General features: G+C 41.6%; 16 protein-coding genes. 12 read left to right on the forward strand and 4 right to left on the reverse strand.

The window, feature by feature from the left end; translation table 11 throughout:
- Window positions 1-123: 123 nt before the first annotated feature.
- Both ygfZ and serA read right to left on the reverse strand, forming a co-directional pair.
- Window positions 124-1,086 (reverse strand): tRNA-modifying protein YgfZ, encoded by a 963-nt coding sequence (ygfZ, locus tag GW828_RS06470; RefSeq protein WP_273058335.1) that lies wholly within the window; start codon window positions 1,084-1,086, stop codon window positions 124-126.
- A 165-nt stretch (window positions 1,087-1,251) separates the two neighbouring features.
- A complete protein-coding gene (gene serA / locus GW828_RS06475; protein ID WP_124017328.1) occupies window positions 1,252-2,481 on the reverse strand; it encodes a phosphoglycerate dehydrogenase in 1,230 nt (409 codons plus the stop codon).
- Between the two features lie 180 nt (window positions 2,482-2,661).
- Between serA and GW828_RS06480 the strand changes: the two genes are divergently transcribed.
- The 5 genes from GW828_RS06480 to GW828_RS06500 all read left to right on the forward strand — a co-directional run bounded on the left by GW828_RS06480 (window position 2,662) and on the right by GW828_RS06500 (window position 5,442).
- Entirely contained in the window at window positions 2,662-3,282 is a 621-nt protein-coding gene (locus tag GW828_RS06480) for a DUF2238 domain-containing protein (RefSeq protein ID WP_182698639.1), read from the forward strand.
- Window positions 3,283-3,361: 79 nt separating this feature from the next.
- Window positions 3,362-3,505, forward strand: a complete 144-nt coding sequence (locus GW828_RS06485) for a hypothetical protein (RefSeq protein WP_273058333.1) — start codon at window positions 3,362-3,364, stop codon at window positions 3,503-3,505.
- Window positions 3,506-3,764: 259 nt separating this feature from the next.
- Window positions 3,765-4,433, forward strand: a complete 669-nt coding sequence (locus GW828_RS06490) for a helix-turn-helix transcriptional regulator (protein ID WP_124017329.1) — start codon at window positions 3,765-3,767, stop codon at window positions 4,431-4,433.
- A 144-nt stretch (window positions 4,434-4,577) separates the two neighbouring features.
- A complete protein-coding gene (locus tag GW828_RS06495) occupies window positions 4,578-5,015 on the forward strand; it encodes a PaaI family thioesterase (RefSeq protein ID WP_124017330.1) in 438 nt (145 codons plus the stop codon).
- A gap of 184 nt (window positions 5,016-5,199) precedes the next feature.
- On the forward strand, window positions 5,200-5,442 hold the full coding sequence (locus GW828_RS06500; protein WP_273058330.1) for a hypothetical protein: 243 nt from the start codon (window positions 5,200-5,202) through the stop codon (window positions 5,440-5,442).
- Window positions 5,443-5,637: 195 nt separating this feature from the next.
- Here the strand turns inward: GW828_RS06500 and GW828_RS06505 are convergent, their stop codons facing one another.
- Window positions 5,638-7,122 carry a CYTH domain-containing protein gene (locus GW828_RS06505; RefSeq protein ID WP_273058328.1) on the reverse strand — a complete coding sequence of 495 codons (1,485 nt, stop codon included), beginning with the start codon at window positions 7,120-7,122 and terminating at the stop codon, window positions 5,638-5,640.
- A gap of 236 nt (window positions 7,123-7,358) precedes the next feature.
- Here GW828_RS06505 and GW828_RS06510 point away from each other — a divergent pair, with 236 nt between their 5' ends.
- The 4 genes from GW828_RS06510 (at window position 7,359) to putA (ending at window position 13,642) form a co-directional block, all read left to right on the forward strand.
- Window positions 7,359-8,039 carry a TIGR00153 family protein gene (locus tag GW828_RS06510; RefSeq protein ID WP_124017333.1) on the forward strand — a complete coding sequence of 227 codons (681 nt, stop codon included), beginning with the start codon at window positions 7,359-7,361 and terminating at the stop codon, window positions 8,037-8,039.
- A gap of 25 nt (window positions 8,040-8,064) precedes the next feature.
- Window positions 8,065-9,333, forward strand: coding sequence for an inorganic phosphate transporter (locus tag GW828_RS06515; protein ID WP_124017334.1), 1,269 nt, complete (start codon window positions 8,065-8,067; stop codon window positions 9,331-9,333).
- Between the two features lie 140 nt (window positions 9,334-9,473).
- A complete protein-coding gene (locus GW828_RS06520; RefSeq protein ID WP_182741934.1) occupies window positions 9,474-10,055 on the forward strand; it encodes a TIGR04211 family SH3 domain-containing protein in 582 nt (193 codons plus the stop codon).
- 392 nt (window positions 10,056-10,447) lie between these two features.
- A complete protein-coding gene (putA, locus tag GW828_RS06525) occupies window positions 10,448-13,642 on the forward strand; it encodes a bifunctional proline dehydrogenase/L-glutamate gamma-semialdehyde dehydrogenase PutA (protein ID WP_182698598.1) in 3,195 nt (1,064 codons plus the stop codon).
- A 91-nt stretch (window positions 13,643-13,733) separates the two neighbouring features.
- Here putA and GW828_RS06530 read toward each other — a convergent pair whose 3' ends face one another.
- Window positions 13,734-14,018, reverse strand: a complete 285-nt coding sequence (locus GW828_RS06530) for a hypothetical protein (protein WP_182723404.1) — start codon at window positions 14,016-14,018, stop codon at window positions 13,734-13,736.
- Window positions 14,019-14,451: 433 nt separating this feature from the next.
- Here GW828_RS06530 and GW828_RS06535 point away from each other — a divergent pair, with 433 nt between their 5' ends.
- From GW828_RS06535 to GW828_RS06545, 3 genes are all read left to right on the forward strand, one after another.
- A complete protein-coding gene (locus GW828_RS06535) occupies window positions 14,452-15,795 on the forward strand; it encodes a Na+/H+ antiporter NhaC family protein (RefSeq protein ID WP_182723405.1) in 1,344 nt (447 codons plus the stop codon).
- Window positions 15,796-15,979: 184 nt separating this feature from the next.
- The gene (locus GW828_RS06540; protein WP_182741936.1) at window positions 15,980-16,663 is read left to right on the forward strand and encodes a hypothetical protein; all 684 of its coding nucleotides are present in this window, start codon (window positions 15,980-15,982) and stop codon (window positions 16,661-16,663) included.
- A gap of 48 nt (window positions 16,664-16,711) precedes the next feature.
- The gene (locus GW828_RS06545) at window positions 16,712-17,419 is read left to right on the forward strand and encodes a 23S rRNA pseudouridine(2604) synthase RluF (RefSeq protein WP_182741948.1); all 708 of its coding nucleotides are present in this window, start codon (window positions 16,712-16,714) and stop codon (window positions 17,417-17,419) included.
- Window positions 17,420-17,429 lie beyond the last annotated feature (10 nt).

Raw genomic sequence — 17,429 nt, forward strand, 5'->3', positions numbered from 1 at the left:
TGATAAACGTAATGCATTGACTGTGTCATATGATGACCAATATACGCGATAAAATCTGTTTATGTCTAAACATAAAAAAAGCGAGCCAATGGCTCGCTTAGTGACAATAAAACATTGAATTAGTTAAGCATCGACTAATGAATATGGTAATTCAATAATGGATAACTGTGAGCTTTCATCGTTAGCAATACGCAGTTGAGCATTGTTTTCAGTATCATTGGGCAGTACAGCCGTCAGAAGTACTTTGTCGCCATATTGGACACACTCAATGATATTGCCTCCCCGGCGAAAACCGTCTTCAAGGGCGATTTCTAACTGGGTGTCAGTAGTGATGTTTAGGCTACTGGTGCCAGATAGAATATACAATGCACGCTTATTACCACCGCGGTATTTCATTCTGGCAATGGTTTCTTGGCCCATGTAACAGCCTTTGGTAAAGCTGATGCCATTGATGGCTTGTAGATTACACATTTGCGCTACGTACTGGCCTGAGTGGGCGGCATCTATGTTGGGGTAACCAGCTTTTATCTCTAACGCTTGCCATGCAGTGGCATCAAATAATGTTTGGCCTGATTGGCTAATGATAGTCTCTGCGGTAGCGCGTTTTACAATGGCAATAAAACGTTCGCCATCACGAATGATCGCCCCTTGGTCGACGAGATTAAGCGCTTGCGACGCCTCACCAAAATATTGCGTAACAAAGGCTTGTGCTTCTGCGCCAGCAATACCGATTATGTGGTAATCATCGCTCACATTAGCCAACTCAGCTTTACTGAATACCGCGTATTTTTGTAAGTGGGGTAAATCTAACAATAGTGCGCTTTTTGGCAGTAACATAAACAAGCTGTCGGCTATTGCAAACGTACGAAAGCTAGCAAGCATTTTGCCTTTAGGGTCACAATGTGCGCCCCATTTCCATTCATTTTCACCTAGTGAAGTGATGTCAGTGGTAACTTGGCCGTGAATAAAGCTGCGCCCTTGCTCGCCGGTGATTTCGATTAATCCCATATGAGTCAAACTTGATAGCATTAATGCAGGAGAAGTGGCGATGAAATCCCAATCGGGTTGATTTACTGAAATGGTCATAACTATCCCTAAGCTGAGAATAAGACGGTATGGTTGGAGTGTAACGGAATAATACAATGCTCAACAGGGGGCAAGGTTTTAAAAACCAATAAAAAAAAGCTACCTTGTTACCAAGATAGCTTTTTAGAAGCTCATTAACCTAAGCTAATCGCTTTCTAAGTAAGGTTAAAACAATACTCTTGCACGAATAGTGCCTTCAATTGATTTAAGTTCTACTAATGCTTCTTCAGCTTGATCTGAATCGACTTCCATTACCACATAGCCGATTTCAGCAGTGGTTTGTAAGTACTGTGCGGCAATGTTAATGCCTTTTTCAGAAAAGGCTTGGTTGATTTTGATCAACACGCCAGGACGATTTTGGTGAATGTGCAATAAGCGTGAAGTACCGCTATGCTGTGCCAAAGATACTTCAGGGAAATTAACTGCAGATAACGTCGAACCGTTATCTGAGTATTTCACTAACTTACCAGCCACTTCAATACCAATATTCTCTTGTGCTTCAGCGGTACTGCCGCCAATGTGTGGTGTCAGTAATACATTGTCTAAACCACGTAACGGTGACACAAACTCATCATCATTTGATTTTGGCTCTACCGGGAACACGTCAATTGCGGCACCTGCAATCTGCTCCGATTTTAGCGCTTGGGCTAAATCGTCAATATCAACCACGGTACCGCGTGAGGCGTTAATAAAGAAACTGCCTTGACGCATTTGGGCAAATTCAGCTTTAGCGAACATGTCTTTGGTTTGCGGCGTTTCAGGTACATGCAGGCTGACAACATCAGCTTGGGCCAATAACTGTTCCATGGAGTGAACTTGTGAGGCATTACCCAGTGGTAATTTGTCTTCAATATCAAAGAAAATTACTCTCATGCCAAGGGTTTCAGCCAAAATACCTAGCTGAGTACCAATATGACCGTAACCAATTACACCTAAGGTTTTGCCACGGACTTCAACACTACCATTAGCACTCTTTAACCAACCGCCACGATGCGACATAGCATTGCGCTGTGGAATGCCGCGCATGAGCATGATGATTTCGCCAATGACCAGTTCTGCAACACTACGAGTGTTAGAGAATGGGGCGTTGAATACCGGGATACCCAATTTTTCGGCGGCGGCTAAATCGACTTGATTGGTGCCAATACAAAAACAGCCAATCGCAACCAGCTTTTCTGCATGGTGCAATACTTCAGCGGTAAGCTGAGTGCGGGAACGTAATCCAACAAAGTGAGCATCTTTGATCGATTCAAGTAAAGCCTCTTCGCCGAGCGACGCTTTATGGTATTCAATGTTGGAATAACCTGCTCGTTCTAGAACATCAACCGCAGTTTGGTGGACGCCTTCCAACAGCAGGATTTTGATCTTATCCTTGTCAAGCGAGTGTTTCGCCATGATATGGGTACCCTCTTATCATTAAATGATGCTTATGCTAATGAATTAGCCAATAGTTATGCTATAAATGCGGACTTCCGACGCAATGCCAAAGTAGCACTTTTTTTAAGGCTTGTGGAGGGCTAGATGGCTGAAGTAATATCTTTAATTGAGAACAATATCGCAGATGAGGAATTGAGGATGCAAAAACGCGTGATTTGGATGGCAATCTACCTATTGGTATTGTTTTGGTCTGTCAGTAATCCCAAGGATATGTTCACTTGGTGGCTAGAGGCTATCCCCGCATTAATTGCCTTACCTATTTTATTTTTTAGTCGTAAGAGCTTTCCGCTGACCACGTTAGCTTATGCCCTTATTTTAGTGCATTGCTGTGTATTATTTGTGGGTGCGCGTTATACCTATGCCGAAGTGCCATTATTTGACTGGTTAGCCCAAATTATGGATAGCGAACGCAATAACTACGATAAAGTTGGCCATTTTGCCCAAGGTTTTATCCCTGTGATATTGGCGCGAGAAATATTTATCCGCAAGCAGGTCATGCAAATAGGCGCATGGTGTCAGTTTTTGGCCGTTTGTTTTGTATTGGCTTTTTCGGCATTTTACGAGCTAATCGAGTGGTGGGTCGCCGCAGCTTCAGGTGAAAATGCTGAAGCCTTTTTAGGTACTCAAGGGTATGTCTGGGATACCCAATCAGATATGTTCTTAGCCTTAATTGGTGGTATTTGTGGTGTCTTACTGCTTTCACCGCTTCATAATAAACAAATAGCCGCCAAAATGGCCCTTAATAATAAGTCGATATAAGTGAGTTAGCTGATTTAGGTACCTAAGTGCAGTGATTGCAATAAGTCGATTAGTTCGCTGTGCTTAGGGGTAATTCCAGATGTTAAGCCAATATAACGTATCTGCTTATCCGGGTTACATCAGTGTTCAAAGCGATACAGCATCAGGCAAATTAATTATTCATACCTTAGACTTACGCCATGACCATAAATACGAGGGAATACTGACTATCCTTGCCATATAACAGGTCTTTGATGAGAGTAATCTTTGATTAACAATAAGCGATTAACCGTGATTGGTTCAGTGTTAAGTGAGCAGTTTTTCACTTTAAATTCAATAAATAGTCACTTATAAAAATGTGCTAATAGAGTGAAATAAAAGTAAACAATAGGCTTTGCCTAGTACTTAAGGCTAGTAAACCAGCTTCATTTACGTATAGTATATAATCTCAGGATGTGCTCAAGGTATGTTGAGCAATAACATACTTTTCAGGGAGAAGAGTGATGAGTTCAAATATCGATGAATTGGTGTTTTTACACCAAATCGCAGCACCTTGCCATTTAGCTATTTTGGCTGAGTCTATCGGGTTGAAAACTCGAATAGTCAAACATGCCGCAGAGCTTGAGTTAGAAAAAAAATCCAATAAATTTTATCTTGTTTCACAAAAAGGTGCCGCATTAGACAGCAAAGGTATTCCTTTGTTGGTGTCGCGCTTAGTGGAGCATGTTCCTGTTGCGTTATATCAAGTTGAACGTGGCTCGCTCGATCAAGAAGCGGCATTACTCCTCGGCGTTCGTGGTTTATTGTACAGTGACCAGCGCATGGATTTAATGCTGACGGGGTTACGTAAAATGGTGGCAGATGAATTATGGTATGACCGGCCATTGATCAGTAAAATCTTTAGACGTTTAGTTCAGAAACTTGATACCAGTGCTGAAATCCCTTCCGATACCGTTGCCATTCTACAAAGATTAACCAATCGAGAAAGAACCATTATTCAGCTTGTTTCCAGTGGTGCTCGCAATAAAGAAATCGCCCAGCGTTTGTGTATTAGTGAACATACCGTTAAAGCACATATTTCGTCTATTTTCCGTAAAACAGAATCTCGCAACCGAGTTGAATTATTACGTTGGGCACAAACCTATCAAAGTCATAGTGAATTAGTCAGCTAATATGCTGATGTATTCATAGAGTGATTAAAATAGGAGCTTAGGCTCCTATTTTATCGGTCAGGTTTATCGATAGTGTTATCTTTTAAAAGCTTACGCTAATAAGTACACTGGGTTTTCTGATAACAATAATAATGGATGTTAACAATGAGTATTTGGTTTAAGGCTGTTACTTTAGAAGATTGTGCTCGTTTAGATGCTGGGATGCATGAAAAGGGCACCTTAATGCAAACATTAGGCATTAAAATTACTGAGATTGGCGATGATTACATGGTTGCGACTATGCCCGCTAATCCAGCAGTGCATAATCCATTAGGCATTGTTCATGGTGGCGCGAATGTAGCGTTAGCAGAAACGGTTGCCAGCTATGCAGCTAATTTTGTGGTCGACTTTACCCGTTACTATTGTGTTGGCCAAGAAATTAACGCTAATCATTTAAAAGCATCACGCAATGGTGAGTTAACCGCAACAACAAAACCAATACACATAGGCAAGCGCAGTTCTGTATGGGAAATATTGATCCACAATAGCGCGGGTCAACTGTGCTGTATTTCAAGAATGACAGCTGCTGTGGTCGAGCGATAGACTATAATAGGTTAAAGATGATTATTTGATTAGCCTTGATGCTCCCGAGTTGCGCTGATGAGATATTGAGTTAAATATTAAGCGATCCCCCATAATTTACTGCGCTAAAATCGGATCTATTTTGTTGCTTAAGCGTGTTAGTGGTCATATGAGGTAATGCAGAATATTACCATAAGGAAAATCCATGGACAGTATCAATATCTGGGAATGGGTCGGTTACCTAGCCTCGATCGTTGTGGCGATTTCGCTGATGATGGCCAACATTAAAAAACTCCGCTGGTGGAACTTGATTGGTGCTGGTCTATTTGTGGCTTATGGGTTAGCGATAGACGCAATTCCAGTGGCGTTAGTGAACTTTTTTATTGTACTCATTGATGCATATTATTTGGTTAAGTTATACCGCGAGCCGACACCTCCGGCTGAATAGTTAACCTCATTTAGTTAACCTCATTTAGTTAATTTCATGGGGGTCATTAATCTGTTTACTACTAAAGCCAAAATGAATATTTTGGCTTTTTTGTTGAATGGGTTCTGACTTGAATTTTGGCTTATTTCATCAATCTTCAATCATCAATAATGCTTAATCGATGATTGATGTTAGCCGTTGTTATAAGGTTTTAGCTTACCAGTAGATAGGTACTTTTAAGGCGCTTTTACGTGACTGCTCCATTGCAAACAATAAACTGGTTTCTTTATTGTCTAGCCAGGTGTCAATATCAAGTTGATGCAGCTCACTAAGCAGCCTTAATATTTTGTATGCAGACAGAGTACTAATTCCTAATGCTAAGTCTTGCCAAGGCAAGCGAAATGCTTCGCGTTTTTTCGCTGGGTATATTTCGCCATAAGCAAATCCCACTAAGATGCTTTCATCAAGAGCATCTGCCACATCTTGATAGTCTTCGCTACTCATTGCTGATGTTATAGGCATTAATTTGCCAATACGTTTCCATGAGGCTTGCTGCAATTTGTTGGCAAATAGGTCTAATTCTGGCTCTTGACTGAATTGATGTTGACCATTTTCAGTGGTTAATAACAAATCGACTAGCGCTAATTGTAATTGACCATACTCGGCATGTTGCCATATCGAGGCTAGCTGGGTTGAAATTGACATTGCGTTAATATGGTTTTCGAGTTGCTGGCAAACAACAGCTTTATTGCTGATATTGGCAAGCATATTGGCATCATCTTGCAGCAATAAACAACAGCTTTGCAATGGACCCACAAATTCTAGCGCACGTTCAAGGTGATCAAATAATGGACTAATGTGCTTTTCCAGTAATCCAAATTGATTTAAGGTGAGTCTGAGTAAGCGCACGCAGCGGCGTAATTCCCCCCACAATACTGACTGTTGCTCCACATCATCAGTGACAGTTACTAATACATTTTCAATAAGTTGCCAGCGCTCTAGGGCTGTTTCTAATATAGCGCTTAAGGCTTGGGGGACATTATTGTTTTTTGGCAAACAGACGTGATCAATCGATTCGATTGAGAAAGGTTTTGACTTACCCGCGAGTTGATAGCCACGCTGAGCTTTACTGGCTTTGCCAAGACGAAACGGAACTGACTTAGCCACTTCACGTGCCAATTGGATTAAGGCTGAAGTATCACCAGCAAGTAATTCGAATTCGAGTTCGCAAATGGGGTCAATTTTATGTTGCGTAATAATCTCACCCACATCTAAAGCAACTTCAATCAAACTGTCATTGAGATAGATATGCCAAGTTTGGCGTTCAAAATTAGTTTCAAAAATGCATTTTAGTGATCTTGATACACTGTCGAGATCATTTCCTACTGGCCATATTTCTGCTGGGAAAAGTGACAGAACCGGCATTTTTTGATTTATGCTGACATTATATTCAGGACGAGAATGGATCCCTCCTACCACTCTGCCTGCTGTTTTTATAGTCTGTTCGAGTTGGTTGTCAAACCCTCTTACTCGTAAACCCATATCCCAACGACGCAGTTGTAAATCGTCGGTATCAAAATATCCGTTGGTGAGTTTCTTCTGCCCTTGTGGGGTTGAATTTGGATATTCATTCAATATTTTTTTCAAAAAATCATGGTGTTGTGATTGAATGAATAGTTTTAACTCTATTTCTGCGTCCATTGACTTTATATTTGCCTTGTCATTAAATATTCACTAATGCGTCATGTTATCTTCATAATGTCACATTGCTGTAATAAAAATCTCTTAGGATAGCGTTGCTCGCATCATATATACTAAGCAACGATAACAGAGAAACTGTTGTACGAAATTAAAAAACACAGTTTCATTATGTGGACGCTTGGGTTAACATGCGCCCGCTTTTTCCAAACTGGAATTTATTAAATAGGTAAACGGCAATGCCAGTAAACTCTATTTTAGGTGTGTTTGCAAAATCACCTCTTAAGCCTTTAGAACAGCATATCGACAAAGTACATGAGTGTGCATCACTTCTTGTTCCTTTCTTTGACGCAACCAACTCAGGTGACTGGGATGAAGCGGTAAAGATACGCAAACAAATTAGTTTGTTGGAAAAAGATGCTGACTCACTTAAACGTGAAATTCGCCTAACACTTCCTGGTGGATTGTTCATGCCTGTTGAGCGTACCGACTTGCTTGAGTTATTAACTCAACAGGACAAAATCGCTAACAAAGCAAAAGATATCTCTGGCCGTATTATCGGTCGTGAATTAGTCCTTCCTCAGCCAATGCAAGCTGCCTTTGGCGCTTATCTAAAGCGTTGTTTAGATGCAGTATCGCTTGCAAAACGTGCTATTAACGAGCTCGATGACTTACTCGAAACCGGTTTCCGTGGTCGTGAAGTTGAGTTAGTTGCCAAAATGATTAATGAATTAGATCTTATCGAAGAAGATTCAGATGATTTACAAATTCAAGTGCGTCGTCAGTTATATGCATTAGAATCTGAATTGAATCCTATCGATGTGATGTTCATGTATAAAATTATCGAATGGGTAGGAGGTTTAGCAGATATTGCTGAGCGTGTCGGTTCCCGCCTAGAGCTAATGCTAGCTCGTAACTAATCACAAAGGTTATCAAGGAAACAACATGGTTGATGTATTAGTCACCAACGGCCCTATGCTCATTATGATAGCGGCGGCATTTGGATTTTTGATGGCATGGGGTATTGGTGCAAACGACGTAGCCAATGCAATGGGAACCTCTGTAGGTTCTAATGCCATTACTATTAAACAAGCGATCATTATTGCAATGATCTTTGAGTTCGCCGGTGCTTTTTTAGCCGGTGGTGAAGTCACGAGTACAATTCGAAAAGGTATTATCGACGCAAGTTATTTTACTGATGTACCTGAATTATTGGTATACGGCATGATTGCCTCATTACTTGCTGCGGGTATTTGGTTAGTCGTAGCGTCAGCGTTAGGCTGGCCTGTTTCTACAACTCACTCAATTATTGGTGCTATTGTCGGTTTCGCCGCGGTAGGCGTCAGTGCTGATGCTGTTGAATGGGGTAAAGTTGTCGGTATCGTTGGCTCTTGGGTTGTGACTCCGGCCATTTCGGGTTTTATTGCTTTTATTATTTTCCAAAGTGTACAAAAGCTGATTTTTAACACCGATGATCCGTTAGCGAGTGCTAAGCGTTATGTGCCTTTTTACATGGCCCTTGCAGGTTTTGTGATGTCACTTGTGACTATCACTAAAGGCTTGTCGCATGTAGGGATAAACTTTTCAACAATTGAAGCGTATGTGCTAGCAACAGCTGTTGCAGCATTAGTGGGTTTTCTAGGTAAAATAGCGATTAGTCGTTTAAAAATGAGCGACAAAGCTGACCTAAAAACCCAGTATGGTAATGTTGAAAAAGTGTTCGCTATTTTAATGGTAGTGACTGCATGTTGTATGGCATTTGCTCATGGTTCTAACGATGTTGCCAATGCGATTGGTCCTTTAGCTGCGGTTGTTTCTGTGGTTGAAAGTGGCGGTGTTATTGGTGCTAAAGCTGTTCTAGCATGGTGGATTTTACCACTGGGTGCTGTTGGTATTGTTATGGGCTTGGCGATTTTTGGTCAACGTGTAATGCAAACCATAGGTAAAAATATTACTCATTTAACTCCAAGTCGTGGTTTTGCTGCTGAATTAGCGGCAGCATCGACGGTTGTGATTGCTTCTGGTACTGGTTTACCTATTTCAACAACGCAAACTTTAGTGGGTGCCGTGTTGGGTGTGGGTATGGCTCGTGGTATCGCAGCCATCAATATTGGTGTGGTGCGTAACATCGTGGTGTCTTGGGTTATTACCCTTCCAGCAGGTGCAGCGCTGTCTATTGTGTTCTTCTTTATTATTAAAAATATCTTTAGTTAATATAACGAAGACGCCATGCAGTATTAGCAAAAATGTGAATGCTGAATGTATTTAAGAAGGAAGTCGTATGACTTCCTTCTTGCATTCAGAGCATTTAATAAATAGCATGACGATAAGTTTTCTGAGTTTGGATAAATACCGTGTTAAGAGTACTTTCAATTCTTATATTTTTACTGGCGCCAAATGGCGTATTTGCAGCCCAAGGGCCAACGCGCTTCATTTCTGATGATGTGTTTACCTATATCCACGGTGGACCGGGTACTGAATTTCGTATCATAGGCAGTGTTGAAGCGGGTCAACCTATTACTTTATTAGGTGATACCCAAGGTGACTTCACTCAAATTATCGACCATAAAGGTCGTGAAGGTTGGGTATTAAGCAGTTTAGTAACCGATCAGCCTAGTTTTCGTGAACGTTTTCCTGAGATGGAAGCGCAACTAAAACAAGCTAGTGAGCAATTAAATAATATTACGCAAAATACTGAAAGTACCGAAGAGTATTTAACGCTGGCGAACGCAAAGGTGACTGAGTTAAGTGCTGAGTTAGCCAAAGCGATTGAAGAGCGGGATGTAGCTAAGTCAGAAGTAAAGCAAGTAGCTGATAATCAACGTTACTACATGTGGCAACAAGGTGGATTAATAGCAGGTATCGGGGCTTTAATCGGTATTGTATTGGTATATTTGCCTCGTCCGCAGCGCCGTCAAAAAAGTCGCTGGATGTAATGTCTCCAACAATCATCAGATTGTCATGGATAAGATGACAACACTTGTGTGATAAATTTTATTGCTAAAAAAGGCCAATGATTCAAACGTTGGCCTTTTTTTATGGTGTTTTTTGTTGATAAAATTTATTCATATTTAGTTAGGTTTATTTTTATTTAGTGATTGTTTAACAAATACTTATTTAGTTTTTGTTGTTTCTATAACACATTTTTTTCATTCATTTCAGTGAGCGTAATCAAACAATCATTAGCAAGTATTTAACTAGAGTGTCCAAGTTCACATTTTGAATGTATAATCGCCGAAAATTAGATCGTACATTGTATACAAAATAAATAATTCGTGAATACAGTGTCCATTCAATAACGATAATAACCATCCTTAACCTGACCTAGATGGAAGCGAATACTATGTTCAAAGCGAGTGAAGTACTGGGCGGTTGCTATGACAATGCCACTCTTGAGGAACTGTTTACTGCAGTGACCAACAACTATATTGTCGATGAAGAGCAATACCTGTCTGAATTAATTAAGCTTGTGCCTTCGTCTGAACAAGATATTGAACAAGTCACACGCCGTGCCCATGAACTCGTCAGTAAAGTTCGTCAGTTTGAGAAGAAAGGCCTTATGGTTGGTATTGATGCATTTTTGCAGCAATACAGCTTAGAAACGAAAGAAGGCATTATCTTAATGTGCTTGGCAGAAGCCTTGCTGCGTATTCCTGATGCAGAAACTGCTGATGCGCTTATTCAAGACAAGTTATCTGGTGCCAAGTGGGATGAACATCTTAATCGAAGTGATTCGTTATTGGTTAACGCTTCAACATGGGGCTTAATGTTAACCGGTAAACTGGTTAAGTTAGATCGCAATACTGATGGTTCGCCAAGTCACATACTCAAACGTCTCGTTAATCGTGTTGGTGAGCCAATGATCCGTCAAGCTATGCTAGCGGCGATGAAGATCATGGGTAAGCAGTTTGTGTTAGGGCGCGATGTTAAAGAAGCCCTTAAAAACAGCGAAGCTAAACGTAAGTTAGGTTATACCCACAGTTATGACATGCTTGGTGAAGCTGCGTTAACGGCCACTGATGCGCTCAAGTACTTTATGGATTATAGCAACGCTATTGATGATTTAGGTGCACAGCAATATGATGTTGGCAACGCTCCAAGACCGACAATTTCTATTAAATTGTCAGCATTGCATCCTCGTTATGAAGTTGCTAATGAAGACCGCGTATTAACAGAACTATACGACTCGGTAGTTAAATTAATTGTCCAAGCCCGCGCCTTGAATATCGGTATTTCTATTGATGCAGAAGAAGTTGACCGCCTTGAGCTGTCGTTAAAGTTGTTTAAGCAACTTTATCAGTCAGAAGCTGCCAAAGGTTGGGGGTTACTGGGCATTGTGGTTCAAGCGTATTCTAAGCGTTGTTTACCTGTGTTGTGCTGGTTAACACGTCTTGCTAAAGATCAAGGTGATGAAATTCCACTTCGCTTGGTTAAAGGTGCTTACTGGGATAGCGAGCTTAAATGGGCCCAACAAGCTGGCGAAGCTGGTTACCCACTGTACACCCGTAAAGCGGGCACTGATGTGTCTTATTTAGCTTGTGCACGCTATTTGTTGTCTGATGCCACTCGCGGTGCTATTTATCCACAATTTGCCACCCATAATGCGCAAACCGTCGCTAGCATTGATGCTATGGCGGGCGATCGCTTATACGAATTTCAACGTTTACACGGTATGGGCCAAGAGCTATACGACACTATGTTAGCTGAAAGCGGTGCTAAGGCTGTGCGTATTTATGCCCCCATTGGCGCTCATAAAGATTTACTGCCGTATTTAGTCCGTCGCTTACTGGAAAATGGTGCCAATACCTCATTTGTGCATAAACTTGTTGACCCTAATACGCCAATTGAGAGTTTAGTGGTTCATCCACTGGTGACATTATTGGGCTACAAGAGCTTAGCGAATCGTAAAATTGTTCAACCAGCTGATATTTTTGGTGCAGAACGTAAAAACTCTAAAGGATTAAACATGAATATTATTTCTGAGTCAGAGCCATTTTTTGCTGCACTAGATACATTTAGCGATACCCAGTGGACCGCAGGCCCGCTGGTCAATGGCAAAACCTTAACCGGCGAAGTGCAAACTGTGGTCAGCCCATACGACACCTCATTAACGGTAGGTACTGTTGCTTTTGCTGATGCTAATGCCATTGAACAAGCCATTGCGAGTGCAGATGCTGCTTTTGGTGGTTGGGCTCGTACTGCGGTTGAAACGCGTGCCAATGCACTGCAAAAGTTGGCCGATTTACTCGAAGAGAATCGTGAAGAACTGATTGTGTTATGTACTCGTGAAGCGGGTAAGAGCATTCAAGACGGCATTGATGAAGTTCGCGAAGCCGTCGATTTTTGTCGTTACTACGCTGTCCAAGCTAAGAAAATGATGGCCCAGCCAGAATTGCTTCCAGGCCCAACAGGTGAGTTAAACGAACTGTTTTTACAAGGTCGCGGGATTTTTGTGTGTATCAGCCCATGGAACTTCCCACTCGCTATTTTCTTAGGCCAAGTCTCTGCAGCCCTTGCTGCAGGTAATACGGTTATTGCCAAGCCTGCAGAGCAAACCTGTTTAATCGGTTATCGCGCTGTGCAACTGGCACATCAAGCCGGTATTCCTACCGATGTGTTGCAATTCCTTCCAGGAACTGGCGCTGTGGTTGGTTCTGCAATCACTGCTGATGAACGTATTGGCGGTGTGTGTTTTACCGGTTCCACTGGCACGGCTAAATTGATTAACCGTACATTGGCTAATCGCGATGGTGCAATTATTCCATTGATCGCTGAAACTGGCGGTCAAAATGCCATGGTAGTTGATTCAACCTCACAACCAGAGCAAGTGGTAAATGATGTTGTATCGTCATCATTTACCAGTGCAGGTCAGCGTTGTTCGGCATTACGAGTATTGTTTTTGCAAGAAGATATTGCCGATCGCGTCATTGAAGTGATGAAAGGTGCGATGGAGCAGTTAGTCATTGGCAACCCAAGTTCTGTGAAAACAGACGTAGGCCCAGTGATTGACGCAACTGCCAAAGCTAACTTGGATGCTCATATTGATCATATTAGCCAAGTAGGTAAGTTGATAAATAAACTTGAGTTACCTGCTGGTACTGAAAAGGGCCATTTTGTTGCGCCGACAGCAGTTGAAATCAATTCGATAAAAATGCTTGAAAAAGAGCATTTTGGACCGATTTTGCATGTTATCCGTTATAAAGCGGCTGATTTAGGCAAAGTGATTGATGAAATCAATAGTACCGGATTTGGCTTAACCTTGGGGATCCATAGCCGTAACGAAGGCCATGCGTTAAACCTTGCTGATAAAGTCAATGTGGGTAATGTGTATATTAACCGCAACCAAATTGGCGCCGTTGTTGGTGTGCAGCCATTTGGTGGTCAAGGATTATCGGGTACAGGCCCTAAAGCCGGTGGTCCACATTACTTAACCCGTTTTGTAACTGAAAAAACTCGTACCAATAACATTACCGCAATTGGCGGCAATGCGACGTTATTATCATTAGGTGATACTGACGAATAACGGAGTGAGTAACTCAAGTTGACTAAGCCCACTTCTCGTGGGCTTTTTGTTATTATGCCGCCTCAGGTTTTGTTTACTTGTTTGCGGTTATTTACTCTTGGATTGGAATGTTATTGCGTTTTAAACCACGACTGACATTGCTACACAATTTACCAAAGCGACTGATATCACCAAATGAAGGCGTTATGCCTTGGTTAATCGCTGATTCCCAGTAGGTGAGTTCCGCATCAACAAGCTCCAATAGTTTTTTTGGGCAACCAACACAGGTATTGGCTGGACCACAACGAAAGATATCAGCTGAATCTAATGGAAAAGTCTGTTTTACTTGGGCAATGAGTTGCTTCATCGCGCTGATCCTATCGGGTTTGTGCTGCATATTTCACCTATGATGATGAAGTCGCGGCTGTTATCGCTAGCCGGTAACTTGATGATTTACAGTCATGGAATAGGTCAATTAATCGTTCAGTGAGAACTTTCACAATAACAAATCAGCCAAAGGGCAATATTAACGTAAATCAATTTTTTGCTGTAAAAATAGCGATTAATCGATAAATTGATTATGTTTATGTAAAATATTTGTAGCATTTTTTGAGGTTTAGAATAAAAAACGCTCTGGAAGCAAAGAAGTCTAGACGTCTAGATTGACAGTGGTGAAGAGTTCTCTTATTCTTGGCACAACTTGTTATGATGCGACTGCAATATTTAGCAGCATTCACTGTGTTGTTAAATAATCACCGATGACCGAGATTGAGTCGTACTCGCTTTTCTCATCCGACAATCCCAATTCGTTAAGATAAAGAGAGATCACTTTGACTAAAGCTACTTCATCAGCCACCACGGAGCCAAATAGCCCCGCATCGTTTGTGGCATTATTACCATTATTTTTGTTTTTAGGATTATTCATTGGCGCTGGCTTATATTTTCAAAGTCAGGGTATTGATTATGCGTTCTACCAATTACCCAGTGTGATTGCTATTTTACCTGCCATTGTATTGGCAATATTGTTATCAAAACAGCGCATCAATAATGCGATAGAAACCTTTATTGAAGGGATTGGCCACAGCAATATTATTGCTATGTGTTTAATTTATTTATTAGCGGGGGCTTTTGCTGCAGTGGCTAAAGCCACTGGCGGTGTTGATGCTACTGTTGCACTTGGCTTATCGTTTATTCCATCTAATCTATTGCTACCGGGCTTTTTCGTTATTGCCGCTTTTATTGCAACCTCGATGGGCACATCGATGGGCACGATTGCTGCGGTTGCTCCTGTGGCATTAGGCGTGGCTGATCAAGCGCAAATTGATTATGCCTTAATGGCGGGGGCAGTCATGTCGGGCGCATTATTTGGTGACAATTTATCGATTATTTCTGATACCACGATTGCGGCAACGCGTACTCAAGGTTGTGAAATGAAAGACAAGTTCCGTGAGAATTTAGTGTTTTCGATCCCAGCGTCGATCCTCACCTTGATTGCTTTTTCGTTTGTTGGTCAGGGCCAAGCAGATATTGCAGCTCAGGACATTGAAATCTTAAAAGTATTACCGTATTTAACCATTCTGGTGTTGGCTGTGGCCGGGTTAAACGTATTTGTTGTCTTGTCCCTCGGAATAGTATTAGCCGGCGTGACAGGCGTGCTGAGCTCTGATTATAGTGTTATCCAATTTGGTAATGATATTTACACTGGCTTTACTAATATGCAGGAAATTTTTATTCTGTCGATGCTAGTGGGTGGCTTAGCGGCATTAATGCAGCAACAAGGTGGATTAATCTTTGTCAGTAACCAAATTGAAGCCTTAATCCGTCGTTTTTCTAAAGCTAATGGTGAAGCATCAAGCCGAGCGGCAGAGCTAGGAATGGCCGCTATTGTTGCCGCGACGAACACTTGCGTGGCTAACAATACCGTGTCGATTGTGGTAACGGGTGATATTGCTAAAGAGCTTGCTGAAAAACATGGCGTTTCGCCAAAACGCGCGGCGAGTATTTTAGATATTTTTGCTTGTATCATTCAGGGATTAATCCCCCATGGTGCCCAAGCATTATTAATTGCCTCGGTGTTTACCATTAGTCCATTAGTGGCAGTATCTAATGCTTGGTACTGTATGATTTTGGCCGTTATTGCTGTGATTATCGTGATTTTTCGTAAACGAGTCTAATCGGCTATACGCTCAATAATCCACTGGTTTCATTGGCTCAAGCAAGTAAACGTCAGCTATGGAGTCGACAATGCCCAATCTTAAACGATTGGGCATTGTTTTATGGGGCTATTGATTATCGGCTTTTACTTTTGTACTTTACGCGTTAATATCCCGCACCCATTTTTTGTATAAGTATCGAACAGTGACAAGTAGAGTCCGTAATTATGATTTACATCTAGTGATTGTATTTATGTCATTGGCGGCGGCAGTTATCGGCTCTTTTGGTGTCGCAAGTGCGCTCATTGCTAAAGTGGATAGCATCAGCATAGAGATGTTAATGATCCGCCCTGACGCCCTTGGAAACTATATGAATTCCTCGTTTGCTGTAGTGTTTAATTTATCACTGCTAGCCAGTGGTTCATGTTTCTTACTGGCGATGGTCGCTGTGTTTAATATTTTCCCTGATTTAATCAGCCGTTATATCGCTGTTCTTGGTGGTGTGGTGGGGATCAGTATTGTATTAATGGGTGTATTTCCGATTAACTTTTTAGAGTTACATCGCAAGGTGTCGACGCTTTATTTACTCAGCTCTCTGGTATTGCACAGTATTTGCTTAGTGGATTATTTCAAACCAGGCAGCACGATGACCAAACGAATGCTTACCTTGAGCATTATTTCCTTATGTAGTGGCTTTGTATTGCTGATGCTGCTTGATTGGAGTCAGCTTGATTTTAGCGAGTGTTCAGCCGATTTTCCTCAATATTGTGTGGTGTCCTTATCCATGTGGTCATTAACCCAGGCAAATATTTTATGGTGTGTTTGCTTAGGATTAAGCTTGCTAAAAACCATTAGAACACAACAAAATAACCTGTATAAATTAATCTAATCCCGTTTGTTACTGGGTATTATTACTTGAGCATCGTTTATGACATCAATGCGACTAAGCCACTATTTAGCTGTGTGTGGTGTGGCTTCAAGACGCCAAGCCGCACGACTGATTGACAGTGGTCGAGTGAGCGTTAATCATCAATTAGCCCAGCATAGCGATCGAGTCAAACTGTCTGAAGCGGTAACGGTTTTGGTTGATGGCCAACCGATTTTGCCGGTGCAACCCAAACAGTATTTTATCTATCATAAACCTGTTGGGATTGATTGCCGCTTATTAGCCGATGATCCCCATAGCTTACTGCATGTGTTGCCCGAATCGCCAAGGTTATATCCTGCTGGGCGTTTGGATAAAGATTCTCGCGGATTATTATTACTCACCAATGATGGTCAATTAACTCAAGCATTAATGCATCCTGATTTTTATCATCCGAAGACCTATGTTGTTCAAGTGAATAAACCTATTAAGCCAGAATTTTTACTGATGATGGCTCAAGGGGTGCAATATGGCGATGTGCACACACGACCTTGTGATATTAGAGCATTGAGCCCTGCGGCGGATGAAGACAGATTTAACATAGTCTTAACTCAAGGGTTAAATCGACAAATACGCCGTATGTGTCAGGCACAAGGCTATAAGGTAGTAGATTTAATTCGCACCCAGTTACTGGATGTGTGTCTTGATGATCTAGCAGAAAAAACAATGCGGCCATTAACGGCCGCAGAGTTATTGAGTCTTCAACGCTCAGTAAACTGAGCATAGGGTT

The sequence above is a fragment of the Shewanella vesiculosa genome, from assembly GCF_009994065.1.
Lineage (GTDB): Bacteria > Pseudomonadota > Gammaproteobacteria > Enterobacterales > Shewanellaceae > Shewanella > Shewanella vesiculosa.